Origin of the sequence: Pseudomonas sp. B1(2018) (assembly GCF_003097365.1) — a bacterium.
In the GTDB taxonomy this organism is placed as follows: Bacteria; Pseudomonadota; Gammaproteobacteria; order Pseudomonadales; family Pseudomonadaceae; genus Aquipseudomonas; species Aquipseudomonas laurylsulfatiphila.
In genome coordinates this window covers 90,655-108,948 of sequence record NZ_PYUK01000006.1, presented here as the reverse complement: position 1 = coordinate 108,948, position 18,294 = coordinate 90,655, and the positions used below count along the sequence as shown (strand labels likewise).

Genomic DNA, 18,294 nt, shown 5'->3' with positions numbered 1-18,294 from the left:
GATCTGCAGTGTCATGCCGATCGAAGTACACCAATACCCAATGTGGGAGCGAGCCTGCTCGCGATAGCGGAGTGACAGTCGACAGCAATGTTGAAGGTGATGACCCATCGCAAGCCAGCATGCTCCCGCAGAGATTCTCGAGGCGGGGAGGCGTAGGCCTCCCCGGTTCGTTTATGGAAACCACATGAAAATTCTGATCGTTGGGCCCAGTTGGGTCGGTGACATGGTGATGGCGCAGACACTTTTCCAGTGTCTCAAACAACGCCACCCGCAGTGCGAAATCGACGTGCTGGCCCCCGAGTGGAGCCGGCCGATTCTTGAGCGCATGCCCGAAGTTCGCCAGGCCTTGAGCTTTCCGCTCGGTCATGGCGTGCTGGAGTTGGCGACGCGCCGGCGCATCGGCAAATCCCTGGCCGGCCAGTACGACCAGGCGATCCTGTTGCCCAATTCCCTGAAGTCGGCGCTGGTGCCGTTCTTTGCCGGCATCCCGAAACGCACCGGCTGGCGTGGCGAATTCCGCTATGGCCTGCTCAATGACGTGCGCACGCTGGATAAGGATCGTTATCCGCTGATGATCGAGCGCTTCATGGCCCTGGCCTTCGAGTCGGGCGTCGAGTTGCCGAAACCCTATCCGCGTCCGACGCTGCAGATCGACCCGGTCACCCGCGAGGCGGCGCTGGCCAAGTTCGGCCTGACCCTCGATCGTCCGGTGTTGGCCCTGTGCCCCGGCGCCGAGTTTGGCGAATCCAAGCGCTGGCCGTCCGAGCATTACGCCAAGGTCGCCGAAACGAAGATTCGTGAAGGCTGGCAAGTCTGGCTGTTCGGTTCGAAAAACGACCACGCGGTGGGCGAAGACATTCGCGCGCGGCTGATTCCCGGCCTGCGCGAAGAATCGGTCAATCTCAGCGGCGGCACCTCGCTGGCCGAAGCCATCGACCTGCTGTCCTGTGCCGACTCGGTGGTGTCCAACGATTCCGGTCTGATGCACGTCGCTGCCGCGCTGAACCGCCCGCTGGTTGCGGTCTACGGCTCGACGTCGCCGGGTTTCACGCCACCGTTGGCCGAGCACGTGGAAATCGTACGCATGGGCATCGAGTGCAGCCCGTGCTTCGATCGCACCTGCCGTTTCGGCCATTACAACTGCTTGCGCCAGCTCATGCCGCAAGCCGTGAACGAAGCCTTGCAGCGGTTGCAAGGCACTGTGGTCGAGGTCAAATAGCTTGCGGGTTCTGTTGATCAAGACATCTTCGCTGGGCGACGTCATTCATGCGTTGCCGGCGTTGACCGACGCGGCGCGGGCGATTCCCGGCATCAAATTCGACTGGGTGGTGGAAGAAGGCTTTGCCGAAATCCCGACCTGGCATCCGGCGGTGGGCAAGGTGATTCCGGTGGCCATCCGTCGCTGGCGCAAAAACATCTGGCAGACCATCAAGAGCGGTGAGTGGAAGCGCTTCAAGCAAAGCGTGCGCGCCACGAAATACGACTTGGTGATCGACGCCCAGGGCTTGCTTAAAAGCGCCTGGCTGACCCGCTACGTCAAGGCACCGGTGGCCGGCCTCGATAAAAGCTCGGCGCGCGAGCCCATCGCTGCGCGTTTTTACAATCGGCGTCTGGCCGTTGCCCGTGGGCAGCACGCGGTGGAGCGAGTGCGTCAGTTGTTCGCCATCGCCTTGGGCTATGACTTGCCAAAAGGCATGGGCGACTACGGTCTGAATGTCGAGCGCCTGGTGGAGTTGCCGCGCAAGAACCCGTACGTGGTGTTTCTGCATGGCACGACCTGGGACACCAAGCACTGGCCTGAAGCTTACTGGCGCGAGCTGACCGAACGGGTCGGCTATCTGGGCGTCGGGGTCAAGTTGCCTTGGGGCAATGCGCAGGAGAAAGCCCGCGCCGAGCGCATCGCCGCCGGTTTCAAGCACGCCGAAGTGTTGCCCAAATTGAACCTGGCCGGTGTAGGCAAGGTATTGGCCGGCGCGCAAGCCTGCGTGGCGGTGGATACCGGCCTGGGCCACCTGGCCGCCGCGCTGGATGTGCCGACGCTGTCGCTGTTCGGCCCGACCAATCCGGGCCTGACCGGCGCCTACGGCAAGGTGCAGATTCACCTGGCCAGCGACTTCCCGTGTGCGCCGTGCCTGCAAAAGAAATGCACCTATCAACCGACGGCCGAAGATGCCCGTCAGTTTGACCTGAAACGCGAGTGGCCCCTGTGCTTCACGCGTCTGAACCCCGAGCGTGTCGCCAGCCGACTGAGCACGTTGTTAATGGCTGAGGAGCTGCGCTGATGCAATTGGCATTTGTCCTGTACAAATATTTTCCGTTCGGTGGCTTGCAGCGCGATTTCATGCGCATTGCCCTGGAGTGCCAGAAGCGCGGCCATCAGATTCGCGTCTACACGCTGATCTGGGAGGGCGACGTACCGCCGGGCTTCGAAGTGCTGGTGGCGCCGGTCAAGGCGTTCTTCAACCATCGACGCAACGAAAAACTCAGCGAATGGATGGAAGCCGACCTGGCCAAGCGCCCGGTGGACCGCCTGATCGGCTTCAACAAGATGCCGGGCCTGGACGTCTATTACGCCGCCGACGGCTGCTTCGAAGACAAGGCGCAGAACCTGCGCAATTCGCTGTATCGCCGCTGGGGTCGCTATCGCCACTTCGCCGAATATGAGCGCGCGGTGTTCGCCAAGGATGCGAAGACCGAAGTGCTGATGATTTCCGAAGTCCAGCAGCCGCTGTTCATCAAGCATTACGACACGCCGCTGGAGCGTTTCCATCTGCTGCCACCGGGTATCGCCCAGGACCGTCGCCGGCCGGCCGATGCCGATGACATTCGTGCAGGGTTCCGCGCTGAATTCGACCTCAAGCACGACGAACTGCTGCTGGTGCAGATCGGCTCCGGGTTCAAGACCAAGGGTGTGGACCGCAGCCTCAAGGCACTGGCGGCATTGCCTGCCGAGCTGAGGAAGCGTACCCGGCTGTTTGTAATTGGCCAGGATGACCCCAAGTTATTCCAGATGCAGAGCGCGACATTGGGGTTGGGCGACAACGTCACGTTCCTCAAGGGGCGCAGCGATATCCCGCGTTTCCTGTTGGGTGCCGATCTGTTGATCCACCCGGCGTACAACGAAAATACCGGCACCGTGCTGCTCGAAGCCCTGGTGGCCGGCTTGCCGGTGTTGGTGAGCGCGGTGTGCGGTTACGCCCATTACATCGCCGAGGCCGATGCGGGCCTGGTGTTGGATGAGCCCTTCGATCAGGCGCAGCTGACGCAATACCTGACCGGCATGTTGAACGACGCTCAAGCAAGGGCGGCCTGGAGCCGCAATGGTCTGGCCTTCGCCGAAACGGCCGACCTCTACAGCATGCCGCAACACGCGGCCGATGTGATTCTGGCGGAGCACGCTAAATGAAGTTGATGCTGGCTGAACCGTTCAAGAGCCTCTGGGCCGGACGCGACCCGTTCGCCGAAGTCGAGGGGCTCAAGGGCGAGGTTTACCGCGAGCTGGAAGCACGCCGGACATTGCGCACGGAAGTCGACGGCAACGGGTTTTTCGTGAAAATCCACCGTGGCATCGGCTGGGGCGAAATCTTCAAGAACCTGCTCACCGCCAAGCTCCCGGTACTGGGTGCCGGCCAGGAGTGGAAGGCCATTCAGCGCCTGCAGGAAGCCGGCGTGCCGACCATGACCGCCGTCGCGTATGGCGAGAAGGGCAGTAATCCGGCCGACCAGCACTCGTTCATCGTTACCGAAGAGTTGGCGCCCACCGTCAGCCTCGAAGACTTCAGCGTCAACTGGGTCAAGCAGCCGCCCGAGCCAAAACTCAAGCGCGCGCTGATCGCCGAAGTCGCACGTATGACCGGCATGATGCACCGCGCCGGGGTCAATCACCGCGACTGCTACATCTGTCATTTCCTGCTGCACACCGATAAACCGGTGACCTTTGATGACTTCAAGCTTTCGGTGATCGACCTGCACCGCGCCCAGACCCGTCCGGCGATCACCTCGCGCTGGCGCAACAAGGATCTGGCCGCCCTGTACTTTTCCGCCCTGGACATCGGCCTGACCCGCCGCGACAAATTGCGTTTTCTCAAAGGCTATTTCCAGCAGCCGCTGCGGCAGATCCTGAGCGAAGAAGCCGGGCTGCTGAGCTGGCTTGATGGCAAGGCCAACAAGCTCTACGAGCGTAAACAGCGATACGGGGATGCGCTCTGATGTCGGGTTGGAAACTGGAGCCGGCCTACAGCGATCTGGCAGAGGACTTCGGCAGCCTGGAGGCGGTGTTTGCACTTCAGGGCGAGCAGTTGACCAAGGACCTGCTCTCCGAGGTCATTCGCGTTCAGCGCAATGGCGTCAACTATTACGTCAAACGCTACGTGGGTGCCGGCAAAGGCTTGCGGCGTTACCTCGGCAAGCCTCGGGTGAAGATGGAGTGGCAGAACCTCAAGCGCTTCGCCAAGTGGGGCATTCCCACGGCCGAAGTGGTGGCCTGGGGGCTGGAGCGGCGCGGTGCGGCCTACGCTCGCGGCGCGATGATTACCCGGGAGCTGCCGCGTACCGAAGACTTGTCGGCACTGGCCGAGCGACGCGATCCGAAACTGTCGGACCGCGCCTGGGTCGATGCCGTCAGTCGTCAGTTGGCCCAGTACACCCGGACCATGCACGACCACCGCTTCACCCATAATGATCTGAAGTGGCGCAACCTGCTGATCGACGACGAGGCTCGACTGTTTCTGATCGATTGCCCCAACGGCGATTTCTGGCGCGGTTTCTGGCTCAAGTACCGCATCACCAAGGATCTGGCGTGCCTGGACAAGGTTGCCAAGTATCAACTGTCGGCTACCCAGCGCCTGCGCTTTTACCTGCAATACCGCAACCGGACCCGGCTCAACGCTGCGGACAAGAAACGTATCCGGCACGTGGTGAGATTTTTCGAGGGACGCGAATGACTGATTTTCTGGCCGCTGAAGACCGTGCGCTACTTGAGCGCCATGGTCTCGGCACGTTCGAGGCACTCTGGGCCAAACAGCTCGATGCGGTGGACGAACCCAACACCGGTCGCGGCGGCTGGAGCAGTGTGTTTCGGCTGGATCTCGAAGGTCATGGCTACTACCTCAAGCGCCAAAGCAACTACCTGACCCGCACCTTGCGCGCGCCGTTCGGCGAGCCGAGTTTCGCCCGCGAGTTTCGCAACATCTCCCGTTACCGGAAGATGGGCATTCCGGCGCTGGAAGCGGTGTTCTACGGGCAGCGCAAGGTCAATGGCGAAGTCCGCGCGATCCTGCTGACCCGCGCCTTGGACGGTTGGGACGACCTCGACTCGCTGTTGCAGCGCTGGGCTCAATTGAGCCCTGAGCAGCACTCGGAGATCCTCAAGGCCAGTGGCGAGCTGGCCCGGCAACTGCACGCTGCACGCCAGGTGCACGGGTGTTTCTATCCCAAGCATATTTTCATGCGTGCCACCGGCCACGGCTACCAGGCTCAATTGATCGACCTGGAAAAGACCCGGCCGCTGCTGTACGGGCAGCGTGACCGCATCAAGGACCTGGAACCGCTGACGCGCCGCGCGCCCGAGTGGGGCGAATCGCAGCTGCGGCAATTGCTGGCGGCCTATCTGGATCAGCCGCAGGACAGCTCGCTGATCGACAGCTGGCTGCAGCGCTTGACCGCACGGCGCAGCCAAAAGGGGCCACGTTGATGCGTTTGTCCGACTTGAAATCCGCTGGCCGCCATCCGGCTTTGCCGCTGAGCGTTTCGTTGGCCGATGCCGCCGGCCCCGCCGATTTGCAACTGTTGAGCCTGTTGCGGGTATTGCCGGGGCAGCGTTATGTCGGTGCCGGTGTCTGGCGTGGCCGGCCGGTGTTGGCCAAGTTGCTGGTCGGCAGCAAGGCCGCACGGCATTTTCAGCGTGAACTGGACGGCGTGCGCCTGCTTTCTGATCAGGGCCTGACCACACCGCAGTTGTTGGCCGATGGCCTGAAAGACGGCGAGGGTGGCTGGCTGCTGTTTGATTTCCTTGAGCATGCCGAAAGCCTGGGTGACACCTGGAAGCAGGTTGAGCAGCAGCCCGTACTGTCCGATGGACAAGGGGCGGTGCTGGCCGAGGCGCTGGGTGCGATCGGTCAGATGCATCGCAAGGGCCTGTGGCAGGAAGACCTGCACCTGGACAATCTACTGCGCCAGGGCGGCCGCCTGTACCTGATCGATGGTGCCGGTATCTGCAGCGAGACACCTGGCCAGCCGCTGTCGCGGCAGAAAGTCCTGGAAAACCTCGGGGTGTTCTTCGCCCAGTTGCCGAAGTCGATCGAGCCCTTCATTGAAGAGTTGCTGGTGTATTACCTGCTCAGCAACGGCGAGCACGCCTTGCCCATGGAGGCGCTGCAGAAGCAGATCGACAAGGTCCGCAACTGGCGCCTCAAGGACTACCTGATCAAGGTCGGCCGCGAGTGCACGCTGTTCAGCGTCCAGCGCGGGGCCTTCGGACTGCGGGCGATTCGCCGCGAGGAAGAGGCGTCGATGGTGCCGGTGCTGGAGCAGGCCGATGCCTTGCTCGATCAGGGGCATCTGTACAAGACCGGCGGCGCGGCGAGTGTTGGCAAGGTCGAAGTGGATGGCCGCACGCTGGTGATCAAGCGCTACAACATCAAGGGTTTTGCCCACTGGCTCAAGCGTTTCTGGCGCCCGAGCCGGGCCTGGCATTCATGGCGCGAAGGCAATCGCCTGGCGTTCCTCGGGATTGCCACGCCCAAGCCGCTGGCGTTGCTGGAGAAGCGTTTCCTGTGGCTGCGCAGCCGGGCGTACCTGATCACCGAGTATCTGCCGGGGCCGGACATCATCGAGCGTTTTGCGCCCTACGTTGAAAGCGGTGATGCACCCCAGGTCGAACTGGCGGCGCTGGATCATCTGTTTGCCGAGCTGATTCGTTTGCGTATCAGTCATGGCGACTTCAAGGGCCATAACCTGTTCTGGCAGCAGGATCGCTGGGCGTTGATCGACCTCGACTCGATGTGCCAGCACGGCTCGCTTGGCAGTTATGCACCGGCATATGCGCGGGATCGGGCGCGGTTCATGCGTAATTGGCCTGAAGGCAGTGCCCTTTATCAGGTCATCGATCAGCGTCTTCCCAAAGATATCTCCAGCGCGGCCTGAATCGGACCTTCGGTCCTTTCGCGGGCAAGCCCGCTCCCACAGGGATTTCTGAGTGACCGGAACCTCTGTGGGAGCGGGCTTGCTCGCGAAGGGGCCGTAACAGCCAACCGAGAAAGCAGACAGGGTCTTGTGAACCGTCCTACGCGATCTTGGGAAGCCATGAACTGTGGCCGAAATTGCCCCGATGCTAGTTTGCCTGACGTTCTCGGAGGGCAGGCTGTGTCGATCAAAATGGCAGTTTCATCAGGTGTTTTATCCGTCTCGCTAATGGGCTGCGGGACCGCCGCTACGGTCCTGCAAGATGAAGCCGACGCAGCGCACGGGCTGCGCAGGCAAAAAACCTATTGTCAGTCCATTCCCCGGGTCTATAGCGGCCTCGCTTATGACTTCTGCGTACTGAACGCACCGCCCGATCCCACGGGGATCCTCGTACCGCTCATTTTGCTCGACCTGGCCCTGTCCGGCGCACTGGACACCGCTGCCTTGCCCTACACGATTTACCGGCAAAGCGTGGACGGCAATATCGTCGTCTACTGGCGGCCTTCGAGCGGCTGAAAATGCCGTGAGGTCCCCGCTGCAGTTGCTCGCCGCTTGCGGCTAGAGGCTAGCCGCCGCTTTTACGCTATAATCCCGCCCTTTAGCTGTCTCTCGCCCCTTGCGAGGGCACATTAATTTTTGAGGCGCTTGCGCCTGCATGCAGACTAAAGAGGCTAGACCCCTGTGGCATTGACGATTCTTGGCCTGTCCGGCGCCCTTAGCCATGATCCTTCCGCAGCCCTGTACATCGACGGCAAGCTGGTCGCGGCGGCTGAAGAGGAACGCTTCGTACGCGATAAACATGCAAAGAACCGCATGCCCTACGAATCGGCGAAATTCTGCCTGGAACAGGCCGGCATCAAGCCGTCCGACGTTGACGTGGTAGCGATCCCGTTCGCCCCGATCAGCCTGTTCGGCAAGGCCCGCTGGCAGTACGCCAAGCGTTACTGGTACGCCCCGGACCGTGCACTCGACGCGATCCTGATGGGTAACCGTCGCTACAAGCGCTATCGCAACAAGATCGTCTGGTGCCTGGAGCAACTGGGCTTTGATCCGAAGAAGATCAAGATCGAGCCGGTCGAACACCACCTGGCCCACGCCTCCAGCGCCTACCACTGCTCCGGTTTCAAAGAGAAAACCGCGATCCTGGGCATCGACGGCAAGGGCGAGTACGCCACGACCTTCTTCGGTTATGGCGAAAACGGCAAGATCCACAAGATCAAGGAATTCTTCGATCCGGACTCCCTCGGCGGCCTGTACGGCGCAATCACCGAGTTCCTCGGTTTCGACATGCTCGACGGTGAGTTCAAGGTCATGGGCATGGCGCCGTACGGCGACGCCAGCAAATACGATTTCTCGCGCCTGGCTTCGTTCGAAAACGGCGAGCTGGTGATCAACACCGACTACGCCAACGTCATCGGTCTGCGTCGCTATAAAGAGAAGGGCAAGGGTTATTACTTCTCGCCGAAGCTGATCGAGTGGCTGGGTCCCAAGCGCGAAGGCGACATCGCCGACGAGCCTTACATCCACTACGCCGCCAGCATTCAAGCGTTGTTCGAAAAGATTGCACTGCAGATGATCGACTACTACCTGGGCGACGTGCTCAAGGAAACCGGCAAGCTGGCTTACGCCGGTGGCTGTGCGTTGAACGTCAAGCTCAACCAGAAAATCATCGCTCGCGACGACGTCAAGGAGCTGTTCGTACAGCCGGCGTCCGGTGACGCCGGTACTGCAGTGGGCGCGGCAGCCTATGTGTCCCACGCCCGTGGCGTACCGGTCGAGAAGATGGAACACGTCTACCTCGGCCCGTCGTACAGCAACGAAGACGTGATCGCGGCCTGCGCCCGTCACGCCAACAAGCCGACGTGGCGCAAGCTCGACAACATGCCGGAGCAGATCGCCAAAATCATGGTCGACGGTAACCCGGTGGCCTGGTTCCAGGGCCGCATGGAGTTCGGTCCGCGTGCACTGGGCGGTCGTTCGATCATCGGTTGCCCGAGCGTGCCCGGCGTGGCTGATCGCATCAACCACCAGATCAAGTTCCGCGAGCGCTGGAGGCCTTTCTGCCCGTCGATGCTCGACACCGTGGCGCCGCAGATGATCAAGATCGATCACCCGGCTCCGTTCATGACCTTCACCTTCGAAGTGGCGGAAGAGTGGAAGACCCGCGTGCCGGAAGTCGTCCACGAAGACGGCACCTCCCGCGCCCAGGTGCTCAAGCGCGAATACAACCCGCGCTACTACGACATGATGAAAGCGCTGGAAGTGCTCACCGGCAACGGCGTGTCGCTCAACACCTCGCTCAACCGTCGCGGTGAACCGATGATCTGCTCGCCGACTGACGCGCTGAACATGTTCTTCGGTTCGGATCTACAGTATCTGATCATGGAAGACATCCTGGTGGTCAAAGAGGGCGCAAACGCCTATGACACGTTCGGCTGAACGTCATGTGCTGCAGTTCTGCCACGGCTATGACGGGCCGTTCCTGGACTGCGCACGGCAGTACGCCAGCCTGTTCGCGGGGACTGGCTATCGCGTGACCACGGTGTTTCTCACCGGGGTTGCCGATGCCGAAGTCGCCGCGGGCTGCGCCTCCGACGAGGTGCTGTTCATGGAGTACAGTTCCAAGGCCATTCGTGGCCTGAAGCTGGGCGCCATCGGCGATCTGCGCAAGATCGCCGCGTCGCGCAACTTCAGTTTCTGCATCGCTCATCGCTTCAAGCCTATCTATATCGCCCTGCTCGGTACGTCGTTGCCGGTCATTGGCGTGCACCACGGGTTTGAAGACTACAAGCGTGGCAGTCGCAAACTGTTCGTCCATATATTCCGCAAGCGTTTGAGCCTGCTCGGTGTGTCCGACGCGGTGCGCGACGACATGCGCAGTTGCCTGCCAAAGTGGCCGGCTTCGCGAATTCAGACGTTGTACAACCGCATCGACGTCGATGCCTTGCAAGCCACGCAGGTGTCGGCTCGCGAGGCCCGGGAAACCCTCGGACTGGCGGCGGATGCATGGATTGTCGGCAACGTCGGACGCCTGCATCCGGACAAGGACCAGGCCACGCTGCTCGATGGTTTCGCCGAGGCATTGCCGCAGTTGCCGGCCAACAGCCAGTTGGTGATTCTCGGCAAGGGGCGCCTGGAGGAAGACCTCAAGGCTCAGGCCCGCGAGCTGGGTATCGGCGACCGGGTGCTGTTCCTCGGTCAGGTGCCGGATGCGCGCAACTATTTCCGGGCCTTCGATGTGTTCGCCCTGAGTTCCGATCACGAACCGTTCGGCATGGTGCTGCTGGAGGCCATGGCCGCCGGCGTACCCTTGCTCGCCACGGCATGCGGCGGCGCGAAGGAAGTGGTCGAAGGCGTGGGCATCCTGTTCCCCTTGGGGGATGCCGGACATCTGGCCCAGGGCCTGCAACACCTGGCTGCCATGGATGATCAGCAACGCCGGCAGTGTGCCGAGATGATGCTCGAGCGCTTGCGCGAACGCTTTTCCGACCGCGCAGTGCGCGATGCTTTCTGGCACTTGCCGCACGTTACCGAACTGGCACAGAGGGGCTGATGCTCAACCGATTTCAAGGCTGGCGCGAGCGTGGCTGGGCGGTAGTCGACGCCTCGACTTACGCCGAAACCTGGCAGCGCTATGGCGGCAGCGTCGCGACTCATCCCATGGTGGTCGAGCGCCTGGCGCAACTGGCAGACATCCCGGTGCGTTACCTGGCCTGGATGCAGGGTGATGAGGTCAAGGCGGCGATCCCGACCTGGGGGCGCGACCTGGCCTTGTCCAAGGACGTGCTCAAGCGTCGCGGCAAGAAAGGCCTGTTCGACCTGGGCAACGCCGAGATCATCCTGCCGGCCGCGGCCGATGCCCAGGCGCCTTTGCGTCATCGCGCGCGCTATCTGTCGGCGTTGAACGAGGGGCGGTTCACCGGCATCAGGTTGCAGGCCGAACAATTGGCGATGGCCCGCACACCGGAAGAACTATCGAAAAAGTTTCGCTACAACCAGCGCCGTGAATTGCGTCTGCTGGAAGAGGCGGGCGGCGTGGTGCGGCCGGTGTCCGAATTTTCCAGCGCTGAGCTGTCGGCGATTTATTGCGACCTGTTCCAGCGCCGCTGGGGTTTCCCGGCGACGGGTGCCGAACGCATGGCCGAGGTCATCGAGTTGCTGCGCGAGTTGCTGATCGGTTCGGTGATTTTTCTCAACGCTGCGCCGATTGCGATTCAATTGGTGTACCGCGTCGAAACTTCGCAGTGGATCAGCGTCGAGTACATCAACGGCGGAGTCGATCCCGAGACTCGCGAGTTCAGCCCCGGCAGTGTGCTGAGTTTCCTCAATACGCAAAGCGCTTGGGAACATGCCCGGGCGCAGGACAAACCGTTGCGTTTTTCTTTCGGTCGCGCCGACCGTGAATACAAGGATCGCTGGTGCAACCCTGTGCCGGTCTTCACCGTATGAGCCAAGCCATGAGCCGCAAACAGCAACTGCTCAAGCGCCATCGGCGCACTAAACGTATCGGCCTGTTGATTGCGCTGGTGCTGTTGATCGTCATCGGTGTGCTGGTGGCCTGGTGGTTGCCGCTGGTGCTGGCGGTACTGGGCTGGATGGCCCACGAAGCCTGGTTTGCCGACCATCTGTTCTACTCGCCGAAAGACGATTACCAGTACAGCTTTCCTCCGTACACGCCACAGCCCAAGGTGCACCTGAGCGGTGAACATTTGCGGCTGGACGAGGGCGTGATGCTGGTCGACGACGCGACGCTGGTGCTGGCCCTGCGGGTAAAAAGCACCTGGTTGGGTCGTTTTTTCGATCCGGTGGTCGAGTTGGCGGGGGGCGAAAACCCCGACCGACAAACCTTCGAGCGGGGCGTAAACGGCCTGCGTTACCTCAATCTCAGTGGTCAGGCTCAGGCGCTGTCCCGTGGTGACCTGCGCTTGCGCGGGCGTTTCTGTCGGGTGTTCGGTGAGCCGGTGCTGTGGGCACTGGAACATCCGGATTACCGGCGTCAGCGGGTGATGGTCATCGCGCCCCACGCCGATGACGCCGAGCTGGCGGCCTACGGGTTGTACAGCCAGGCCGACGAAACCTGGATCGTCACGCTGACAGCGGGCGAAATCGAAGCCGAACACTACCGGCAGATGGGCCTGAACAAGGTCGATGCGGCCCGCTTGAAAGGCCGCCTGCGCACCTGGGACAGCATTGCCGTACCGCGTTGGGCCGGTGTGCCCGAGGCTCGCTGTGTACAGCTGGGTTATTTCTGCCTGCAACTGGCGAGCATGCAGGCCGCGCCTGGCGTGCCGGCGGGATCGCGGGAGGCCGACCTGAGTGATACCCGCCTATTTCGCCAGCTGAATCCGTTCGCGCTGCCAGGCGATGCCGATGGCGCACCGACCTGGAACAACTTGCTGGCCGATCTGCGCGAATTGCTGCTGCGGGCCCGGCCCGAGGTCATCGTGCTGCCGCATCCGACCCTGGATCCGCATCCCGACCATATCTGCGCCCAGGCGGCAGTCCTCGAGGCTTTGCAAGGCCTGGACTGGCAACCGACCACGCTGTTGGGCTACGCCAACCACTTGCACGACAACGACCGTTGGCCGATGGGCGATAGCGGTGACGGCATCGCCTTGCCGCCGGCCTTCGATTCCGTCCAGCCGATGCAGCCCTATTGCCTGCCGATGCCGCTGGAGCAACAGCGGGACAAGGCCATGGCGTTGGGCATGATGCACGACCTGCAGCCGCCGATGCCGTTCAAGCGCCGCCTGCGTCGCGTGATCCAGCGGTTGTTGGCCGGCCGGGTGCCGCCCACCTACGGCGAGAACGAATTCTTTCGCAAGGCCGTCCGGCGCCACGAGCTTTTGTGGTCGATCAAGCACACACCAGGCAATGTTTCTCAGCGGGGAGAGTTATGAGTCAGCGGTCAAAGGTCCTGCAACTGCAGCCTGACTACAACGTCAAAGCCCATGATTTCGCCGACCTCGCGGAGCAAATCGTCAAGGCCCTGCCCACCGATCGATATGAAGTGACCGCCGCGTTTCTGCGGGGCAAACCCGGGCCGGGCGAAGCGGTGAGCCGGGCCGATCGTTCGGTGTACTTCGAGTTTTCCGACAAGTCCCTCAAGGGCATGCGCCTGCGGGCGATGTGGCAGCTGTACAAGTTCTGCCGCCGGGAAAAATTCGATGTGGTGATCTGCAACCGCTTCAAGCCGGTGAACATGATGCTGGCGCTCAACCGCTGGTTGAAAGTGCCGCTGTGCATCGGCATTTCCCATGGCTTTGGCGAGTACGACCGTTTTTACCGGCGCCGCCAGACCCAGCGCCTGATCGATCGTCACTGGCGTTTCGTCGGCGTGTCGCCAGCGGTCAAGCAGTATCTGCTGGACTGCGACTGTGGCTTCACCGACCAGAATACCTATGCCATCACCAACGCCATCGACATCGAGCAGGCCGAGGCTTTGCAGCACAGCCGCGAGAAAGCCCGTGAAATGCTCGGCATCGATCCGTCGGTACGGCTGATCGGTGCACTGGGGCGACTGGTGCCGGTCAAGGGGCATGTCTATTTGCTGCAGGCCTTTGCCGCGCTCAAGGACAAATACCCGAATACCCAGCTGGCGATCATCGGTGCCGGCCGCGAAGAGTCGCGCCTGGCCGCGGAAATCGACCGCCTCGGCCTCGGCGGTCGCGCCCATTTGCTGGGGTTCAAGGAAATTGCCCTGCAGTACATTCGCGCTTTCGACATCTGGACCATGCCGTCCCTGGCCGAGGGCCTCGGGTTGGCGCTGCTGGAAGGCATGAGCGGGCATTTGCCGGTGATTGCCTCGAACGTGCCGGCCATGTTGCCGCTCATCGAGGGGGCCGGTGGCCTGGCGATTACACCCAAGGATGTGCCGACGCTGCAGGCTGCGCTGGACACTTACCTCGGGCTGTCGGATGACGAACTCAAGGCCAAGGGCGAGCAGGCTTTCCGTTATCTGCAACAACACCATGACATCGAGGAGTTCCGTCGTGAATACCTCAATCTGATCGACTCCGGCCTGGAACAGGCCCGCAAGGAACAGCCATGAACGACGCGCAACCCATCGTCACGGTCATTATCGCGTCGTACAACCACGGCCCCTACATCGAGCAGAGCATTCTCAGCGTCCTCAACCAGACCTATCGAAACATTGAGTTGCTGGTGGTCGACGATGGGTCGAAGGATGACAGCGTCGAGCGGATCAAGGCGTTGCAGGCCACCCATGGTTTCGACTTTCGGGTCCAGGAAAACCAAGGGCTGACCAACACCCTCAATGGTGCGATTGCCCGGGCAAAGGGCAGCCTGATCGTGCCGTTCGGTTCGGATGACATCATGTTGCCGGAGCGAATCGCCATCCAGGTCGCGCATATGGACGGCAAGCCCGAGGTCGGCATTTGCGCCGGCAACATCGAGCTGATCGATGCCGACGGCAACCTCTACCCGGAGAAGCGCCAGCGCCGGGATGTGCCGTTCCGTCGCCTGGACTTCGATGACATGTTCCTGGAGCGCAAGCCCTATCCTCCGGCACCCACCCTGATGATCCGGCGCGAAGCGCTGGAGAAGGTGGGCGGTTTCGACCCGACCATTCGCCTGGAAGATTTGCTGATCGAGTTGAAGGTGACCCATGCCGGTTACTTCATCGATGGTCTGAACGTATTGATGGCGCGCTATCGCAAGCACGCCACCAACTCCTACAAGAATCACCGCTTCATGATCGACAGCATCCTGCGCACCTACGCGCTCTTCAGCGATCACCCGCTGTATGACGAGGTGCGCTACAAGTTTCTCAATTCCATGTTCCTCAAGACCGCCAACCGTGATCGCAAGCTGGCGCGGGAGTTGCTGGCGCAGATTCCCTTCAAGGCCTGGAACAAGAAAACCTGGCGTGGGTTGGGGCGGATGTATTTCTCACGGCTGGAGAAAGGCTGAGGCAGGGGGGAAGGGGGGAATACTCAGCGTTGTTGAGCCGTCTTCTCCAGTTCTTCCCCGGCCTTCCTGTTCTGGCGCAACCAGTGCAGGGTTTTCTTGCCGGCATTGATACCGGGCTTTTCGATGTACTGGTAAGTCAGGCTGCTGATGATGATCAGCAGGCAACTGCACACGGCCAGCAACGGCAGGAAGACCCAGGCTTGCCGGGCGTCAAGATGCAACAACGGCGGCAGTCGCTGCAGCAGAATCCAGAGCACGAAACCGTGCAGCAAATACGTGCTGTAGCTGATCTCCCCCAGCCAGCGAATGCTGCGTGGCTTCAGGGAGCCGAAGAGAGTATTGCCGGATGCCACGATCACAAAAAACAGTGACAGCAGCAGTAGCGCCCCCAGGTTGAATGCACGGCTGAACACAGTAAAGGCGATGGCCAGGGCGAGCAGGGCGATGACGCCCGCCAGTGGAGTCAGGCTCCAGGCGACCCATTGTGGTCGGCGAATCCAGTACGCCGCTGCGATGCCACCGAGGAAGCTGGCCAGGAAGTGCTTCTTCAGCGAGTGTTCCCAGCCGAGCACCTGGTACAGGGCGTAGATGCCGATCAGGCACAGCACCGTCTGCATCCAGCCACCGCGATAAATGAACACCATGGCGGCCAGTGGCAGGGCCAGGTAGAAAAAAACCTCGTACCCCAGCGTCCAGGTGACATTGGAGATCAGCATGCCCGTCTGGTGGTATTGGTTGACGTCTGGCCGGTCGAAGGTCAGCCAGGCAAGGGTCTGGCCGATAAGCTGGATACCAGAGTCCTTGAGTTCCCAGTCCTGCAGATAGAACACGCAGACAAACACGGTCAACATCAGCGGCAGATAGAGCGGGTAGAGGCGAAACAGCCGCGATACCGCAAATGCCAGCCAGTCGTGTTGCCTCCCGTGGGTGAGCAAGCGGTCCCAGAACAGAAATCCGGTGATCATGAAGAACAGGGCAACGCTGCCCTGGCCGAGCTGCGAGTAGAAATTGCTCGGCGGAAAATCGATCACGCCGGTGCGCAGAAAGATCCAGGTAATGACCGAGTGGTGCACGAACACGCCGAAAGCCAGGTACCCGCGCAAGCCGTCAATGCTGGCAAAGCGGCTTTCACCACCATGCTCCAGCTGTCGGGATAATCCTGGCACCGTGCGCAGTACAAGCGCAGCGGTCGCGATGGCAAGCAGGTAGCCCGTCATCGCGATAAGCGGGTTGGTTTCTGTCATCAGTGAGCCCGGGCCGGAGGACTCCCCGCCAGCACTTGCCTGTGCAAATTATCCACGTCGGCTTTCGAGGCCGCCGCGGCGTATCCCTGCAGCAGCGCTTCGAAGTGGTCTTCGAACAGCCAACGTCGATCTTCTGCGTAGCGCTGCATATGGCGCAGATTACGCCGACGCAGGGAGGGGCTCAATGATGAAGGGTAGATTCGCAAGTCGGCCAGGTCGATCAGGCCGAACTCGCCGTCCTCCAGTACCAGCACATTGCCCAGGTGCAGGGAGCGGAAGTAGACCCCTTTGTGATGCAGTTGAGCCATGAATTTGCCGAAGCGCTCCACCAGTGCCTGACGCACCGCCGGGGCGGTGATGCCTTGCAGAATCTGGCGCAGCGTGTTGCCCGGCAACGGCGAGTAGTGCACCGCAGTGCTGCCGTCTTCGAGCCGGTAGAGATCGAGGATCTGCGGGGTCGGGATACCCATGCCGCGCAGCTGCACGCTGTTGACGGCAAAACGATCGGAATAGGGCGTGAAACTGCCCGAGGTATACCAGCGACGACGGCGGAACAGCTTGAGAAAGCTGCCATCGGTCAGGCGCAGGACTTTGGGGCCCAAACCGTCTTCTTCGATGACCCTGGCATCGGCAATCAGCTGCTGCAGGGCGCTCGGCGTCACGACCTTGATCGGTGTGTCCAACAGGCGTCTGGCGCGCTGATTGATGCTCAATGCGGCAACCAGCGCCAGGGGGATCCACAGCAGGAACCAGTGCTCTTTGGGGCGCGAGATAATCCCGCCACCTTCAGTCAGGCCCGCGCCGATGCCGAAGGCCAGCCAGGCCGAGGCGATGATGAACAGCGGTTGCACGCGATGACGCCAGCTTCTGATGAGGCCCCACGCGTGGAAAAACAGCCATGGCAGCAGACCGATAATGCCGACGTAGTAAAGCACGCCGAGGGCAAAGCTATGGGGCTCCTCAAGGGTGTAGCCGACGCCTGGGTCCAGGGCCAGCTCGGCGTTGTAGCCATGTCCGATCCACGGATGTTCAGCGATCCTGCCCAGGGTCATTTGCCAGAGTTCGATACGGAAGGAGCTGCCTCGTTCAATGATTTTGTCCGCAAACAGCGCGAACGTCGCCGTTCCGGCAATGAACATGGAGCCAAGCAGAACGACCGAGCGTCGGCTCCAGGAGATGAGGCACAGCCATAGCGCCGCCAGCGTCAATGCAACCAATGGGGTCCTGGAGCCGGTGGCCAGCACGGCGGCGAACATGATCGCCATCGCCGGTATGCTCAACCAGAGTACCTGGCGTCGCTTGCAGGTCATGCTCAGGCTCAGCCAATAGGTACAGAAAAAGCCGAAGACGTGGGAGCTGAGCAGTGGATTGTCGAACGCGCCGACACCGATCATGCGCATTTCCGGCTGGTAGATCAGGCCGAACCGGTACAGGTTGTAGACAGATGTGATCAGCGCCACCGTTGCGGCGCAGAACAGCAGCGGCTGGATGATTTCGCTGCGATAGCGCACCAGCAGGTAGCAGCCAACGAACAGCATCAGGGTATGCAATGGCGGTTTGAACTGACCGAAGTCGATTTCGTCGCCCGGGCCCCAGCCCAGGCTGAGCATCGCCCAAGCGACAAACAGCAGGACTGCGATGACGATCGGTTCGTGCAGCAGTTCCTTGGCGAGCCGCGGACGCAAGCACAGCGCAATCAGTGCCGGAATGCTGAACAGGCCATAGTAGAGCTTGTGGAGCACGCTGCGCCCGGGCAGGAAAAACAGGGCGCAAAGCAGCAATAAGTAACCGAGTGGAAGGATCCACAAACAAATGAAATCGAAGGTTCTATTGGACGTGCTGTTCAAAGCGTTTAATTGCATGCTGAGTAACTTATTCCTGAATTGAGCGACCGTACCCAGGCAGGGACAGCGGGTGGCTATTTGACGCGCCACAA

General features: G+C 61.4%; 16 protein-coding genes. 14 read left to right on the top strand and 2 right to left on the bottom strand.

The window, feature by feature from the left end; all coding sequences use genetic code 11:
* Positions 1-184 precede the first annotated feature (184 nt).
* The 14 genes from waaF (at position 185) to C9422_RS11360 (ending at position 15,114) form a co-directional block, all read left to right on the top strand.
* Positions 185-1,219 carry a lipopolysaccharide heptosyltransferase II gene (gene waaF / locus C9422_RS11425; protein WP_116580739.1) on the top strand — a complete coding sequence of 345 codons (1,035 nt, stop codon included), beginning with the start codon at positions 185-187 and terminating at the stop codon, positions 1,217-1,219.
* A gap of 1 nt (position 1,220) precedes the next feature.
* A complete protein-coding gene (gene waaC, locus C9422_RS11420; RefSeq protein WP_007971808.1) occupies positions 1,221-2,282 on the top strand; it encodes a lipopolysaccharide heptosyltransferase I in 1,062 nt (353 codons plus the stop codon).
* On the top strand, positions 2,282-3,406 hold the full coding sequence (locus tag C9422_RS11415) for a glycosyltransferase family 4 protein (protein WP_116580738.1): 1,125 nt from the start codon (positions 2,282-2,284) through the stop codon (positions 3,404-3,406). The genes waaC and C9422_RS11415 overlap by 1 nt, the downstream gene beginning before the upstream one ends.
* The gene (gene rfaP, locus C9422_RS11410; protein WP_116580737.1) at positions 3,403-4,209 is read left to right on the top strand and encodes a lipopolysaccharide core heptose(I) kinase RfaP; all 807 of its coding nucleotides are present in this window, start codon (positions 3,403-3,405) and stop codon (positions 4,207-4,209) included. Before C9422_RS11415 ends, rfaP begins: the two co-directional genes overlap by 4 nt.
* Positions 4,209-4,943: a lipopolysaccharide kinase InaA family protein gene (locus C9422_RS11405; RefSeq protein ID WP_116580736.1), complete on the top strand. Its 735-nt coding sequence runs from the start codon at positions 4,209-4,211 to the stop codon at positions 4,941-4,943. Before rfaP ends, C9422_RS11405 begins: the two co-directional genes overlap by 1 nt.
* Positions 4,940-5,692 carry a lipopolysaccharide kinase InaA family protein gene (locus C9422_RS11400; RefSeq protein ID WP_015093189.1) on the top strand — a complete coding sequence of 251 codons (753 nt, stop codon included), beginning with the start codon at positions 4,940-4,942 and terminating at the stop codon, positions 5,690-5,692. The genes C9422_RS11405 and C9422_RS11400 overlap by 4 nt, the downstream gene beginning before the upstream one ends.
* On the top strand, positions 5,692-7,143 hold the full coding sequence (locus tag C9422_RS11395) for a lipopolysaccharide kinase InaA family protein (RefSeq protein WP_116580735.1): 1,452 nt from the start codon (positions 5,692-5,694) through the stop codon (positions 7,141-7,143). Before C9422_RS11400 ends, C9422_RS11395 begins: the two co-directional genes overlap by 1 nt.
* A 219-nt stretch (positions 7,144-7,362) precedes the next feature.
* Positions 7,363-7,698: a YceK/YidQ family lipoprotein gene (locus tag C9422_RS11390; RefSeq protein WP_116580880.1), complete on the top strand. Its 336-nt coding sequence runs from the start codon at positions 7,363-7,365 to the stop codon at positions 7,696-7,698.
* A 165-nt stretch (positions 7,699-7,863) separates the two neighbouring features.
* Entirely contained in the window at positions 7,864-9,621 is a 1,758-nt protein-coding gene (locus C9422_RS11385; protein ID WP_116580734.1) for a carbamoyltransferase, read from the top strand.
* Positions 9,605-10,735 (top strand): glycosyltransferase, encoded by a 1,131-nt coding sequence (locus C9422_RS11380; RefSeq protein WP_116580733.1) that lies wholly within the window; start codon positions 9,605-9,607, stop codon positions 10,733-10,735. Before C9422_RS11385 ends, C9422_RS11380 begins: the two co-directional genes overlap by 17 nt.
* Positions 10,735-11,631: an antimicrobial resistance protein Mig-14 gene (locus tag C9422_RS11375; protein ID WP_116580732.1), complete on the top strand. Its 897-nt coding sequence runs from the start codon at positions 10,735-10,737 to the stop codon at positions 11,629-11,631. The genes C9422_RS11380 and C9422_RS11375 overlap by 1 nt, the downstream gene beginning before the upstream one ends.
* Before the next feature lie 8 nt (positions 11,632-11,639).
* On the top strand, positions 11,640-13,082 hold the full coding sequence (locus tag C9422_RS11370) for a PIG-L deacetylase family protein (RefSeq protein WP_116580879.1): 1,443 nt from the start codon (positions 11,640-11,642) through the stop codon (positions 13,080-13,082).
* Positions 13,079-14,233: a glycosyltransferase family 4 protein gene (locus tag C9422_RS11365; protein WP_116580731.1), complete on the top strand. Its 1,155-nt coding sequence runs from the start codon at positions 13,079-13,081 to the stop codon at positions 14,231-14,233. The genes C9422_RS11370 and C9422_RS11365 overlap by 4 nt, the downstream gene beginning before the upstream one ends.
* A complete protein-coding gene (locus C9422_RS11360) occupies positions 14,230-15,114 on the top strand; it encodes a glycosyltransferase (RefSeq protein WP_116580730.1) in 885 nt (294 codons plus the stop codon). The genes C9422_RS11365 and C9422_RS11360 overlap by 4 nt, the downstream gene beginning before the upstream one ends.
* A 23-nt stretch (positions 15,115-15,137) precedes the next feature.
* On the opposite strand, the gene C9422_RS11355 is transcribed toward C9422_RS11360, so the two are convergent.
* Both C9422_RS11355 and C9422_RS11350 read right to left on the bottom strand, forming a co-directional pair.
* Positions 15,138-16,358 (bottom strand): acyltransferase, encoded by a 1,221-nt coding sequence (locus C9422_RS11355; protein WP_116580729.1) that lies wholly within the window; start codon positions 16,356-16,358, stop codon positions 15,138-15,140.
* The gene (locus C9422_RS11350; RefSeq protein WP_116580728.1) at positions 16,358-18,220 is read right to left on the bottom strand and encodes a bifunctional O-antigen ligase/aminoglycoside phosphotransferase family protein; all 1,863 of its coding nucleotides are present in this window, start codon (positions 18,218-18,220) and stop codon (positions 16,358-16,360) included. Before C9422_RS11350 ends, C9422_RS11355 begins: the two co-directional genes overlap by 1 nt.
* Between the last annotated feature and the right edge of the window lie 74 nt (positions 18,221-18,294).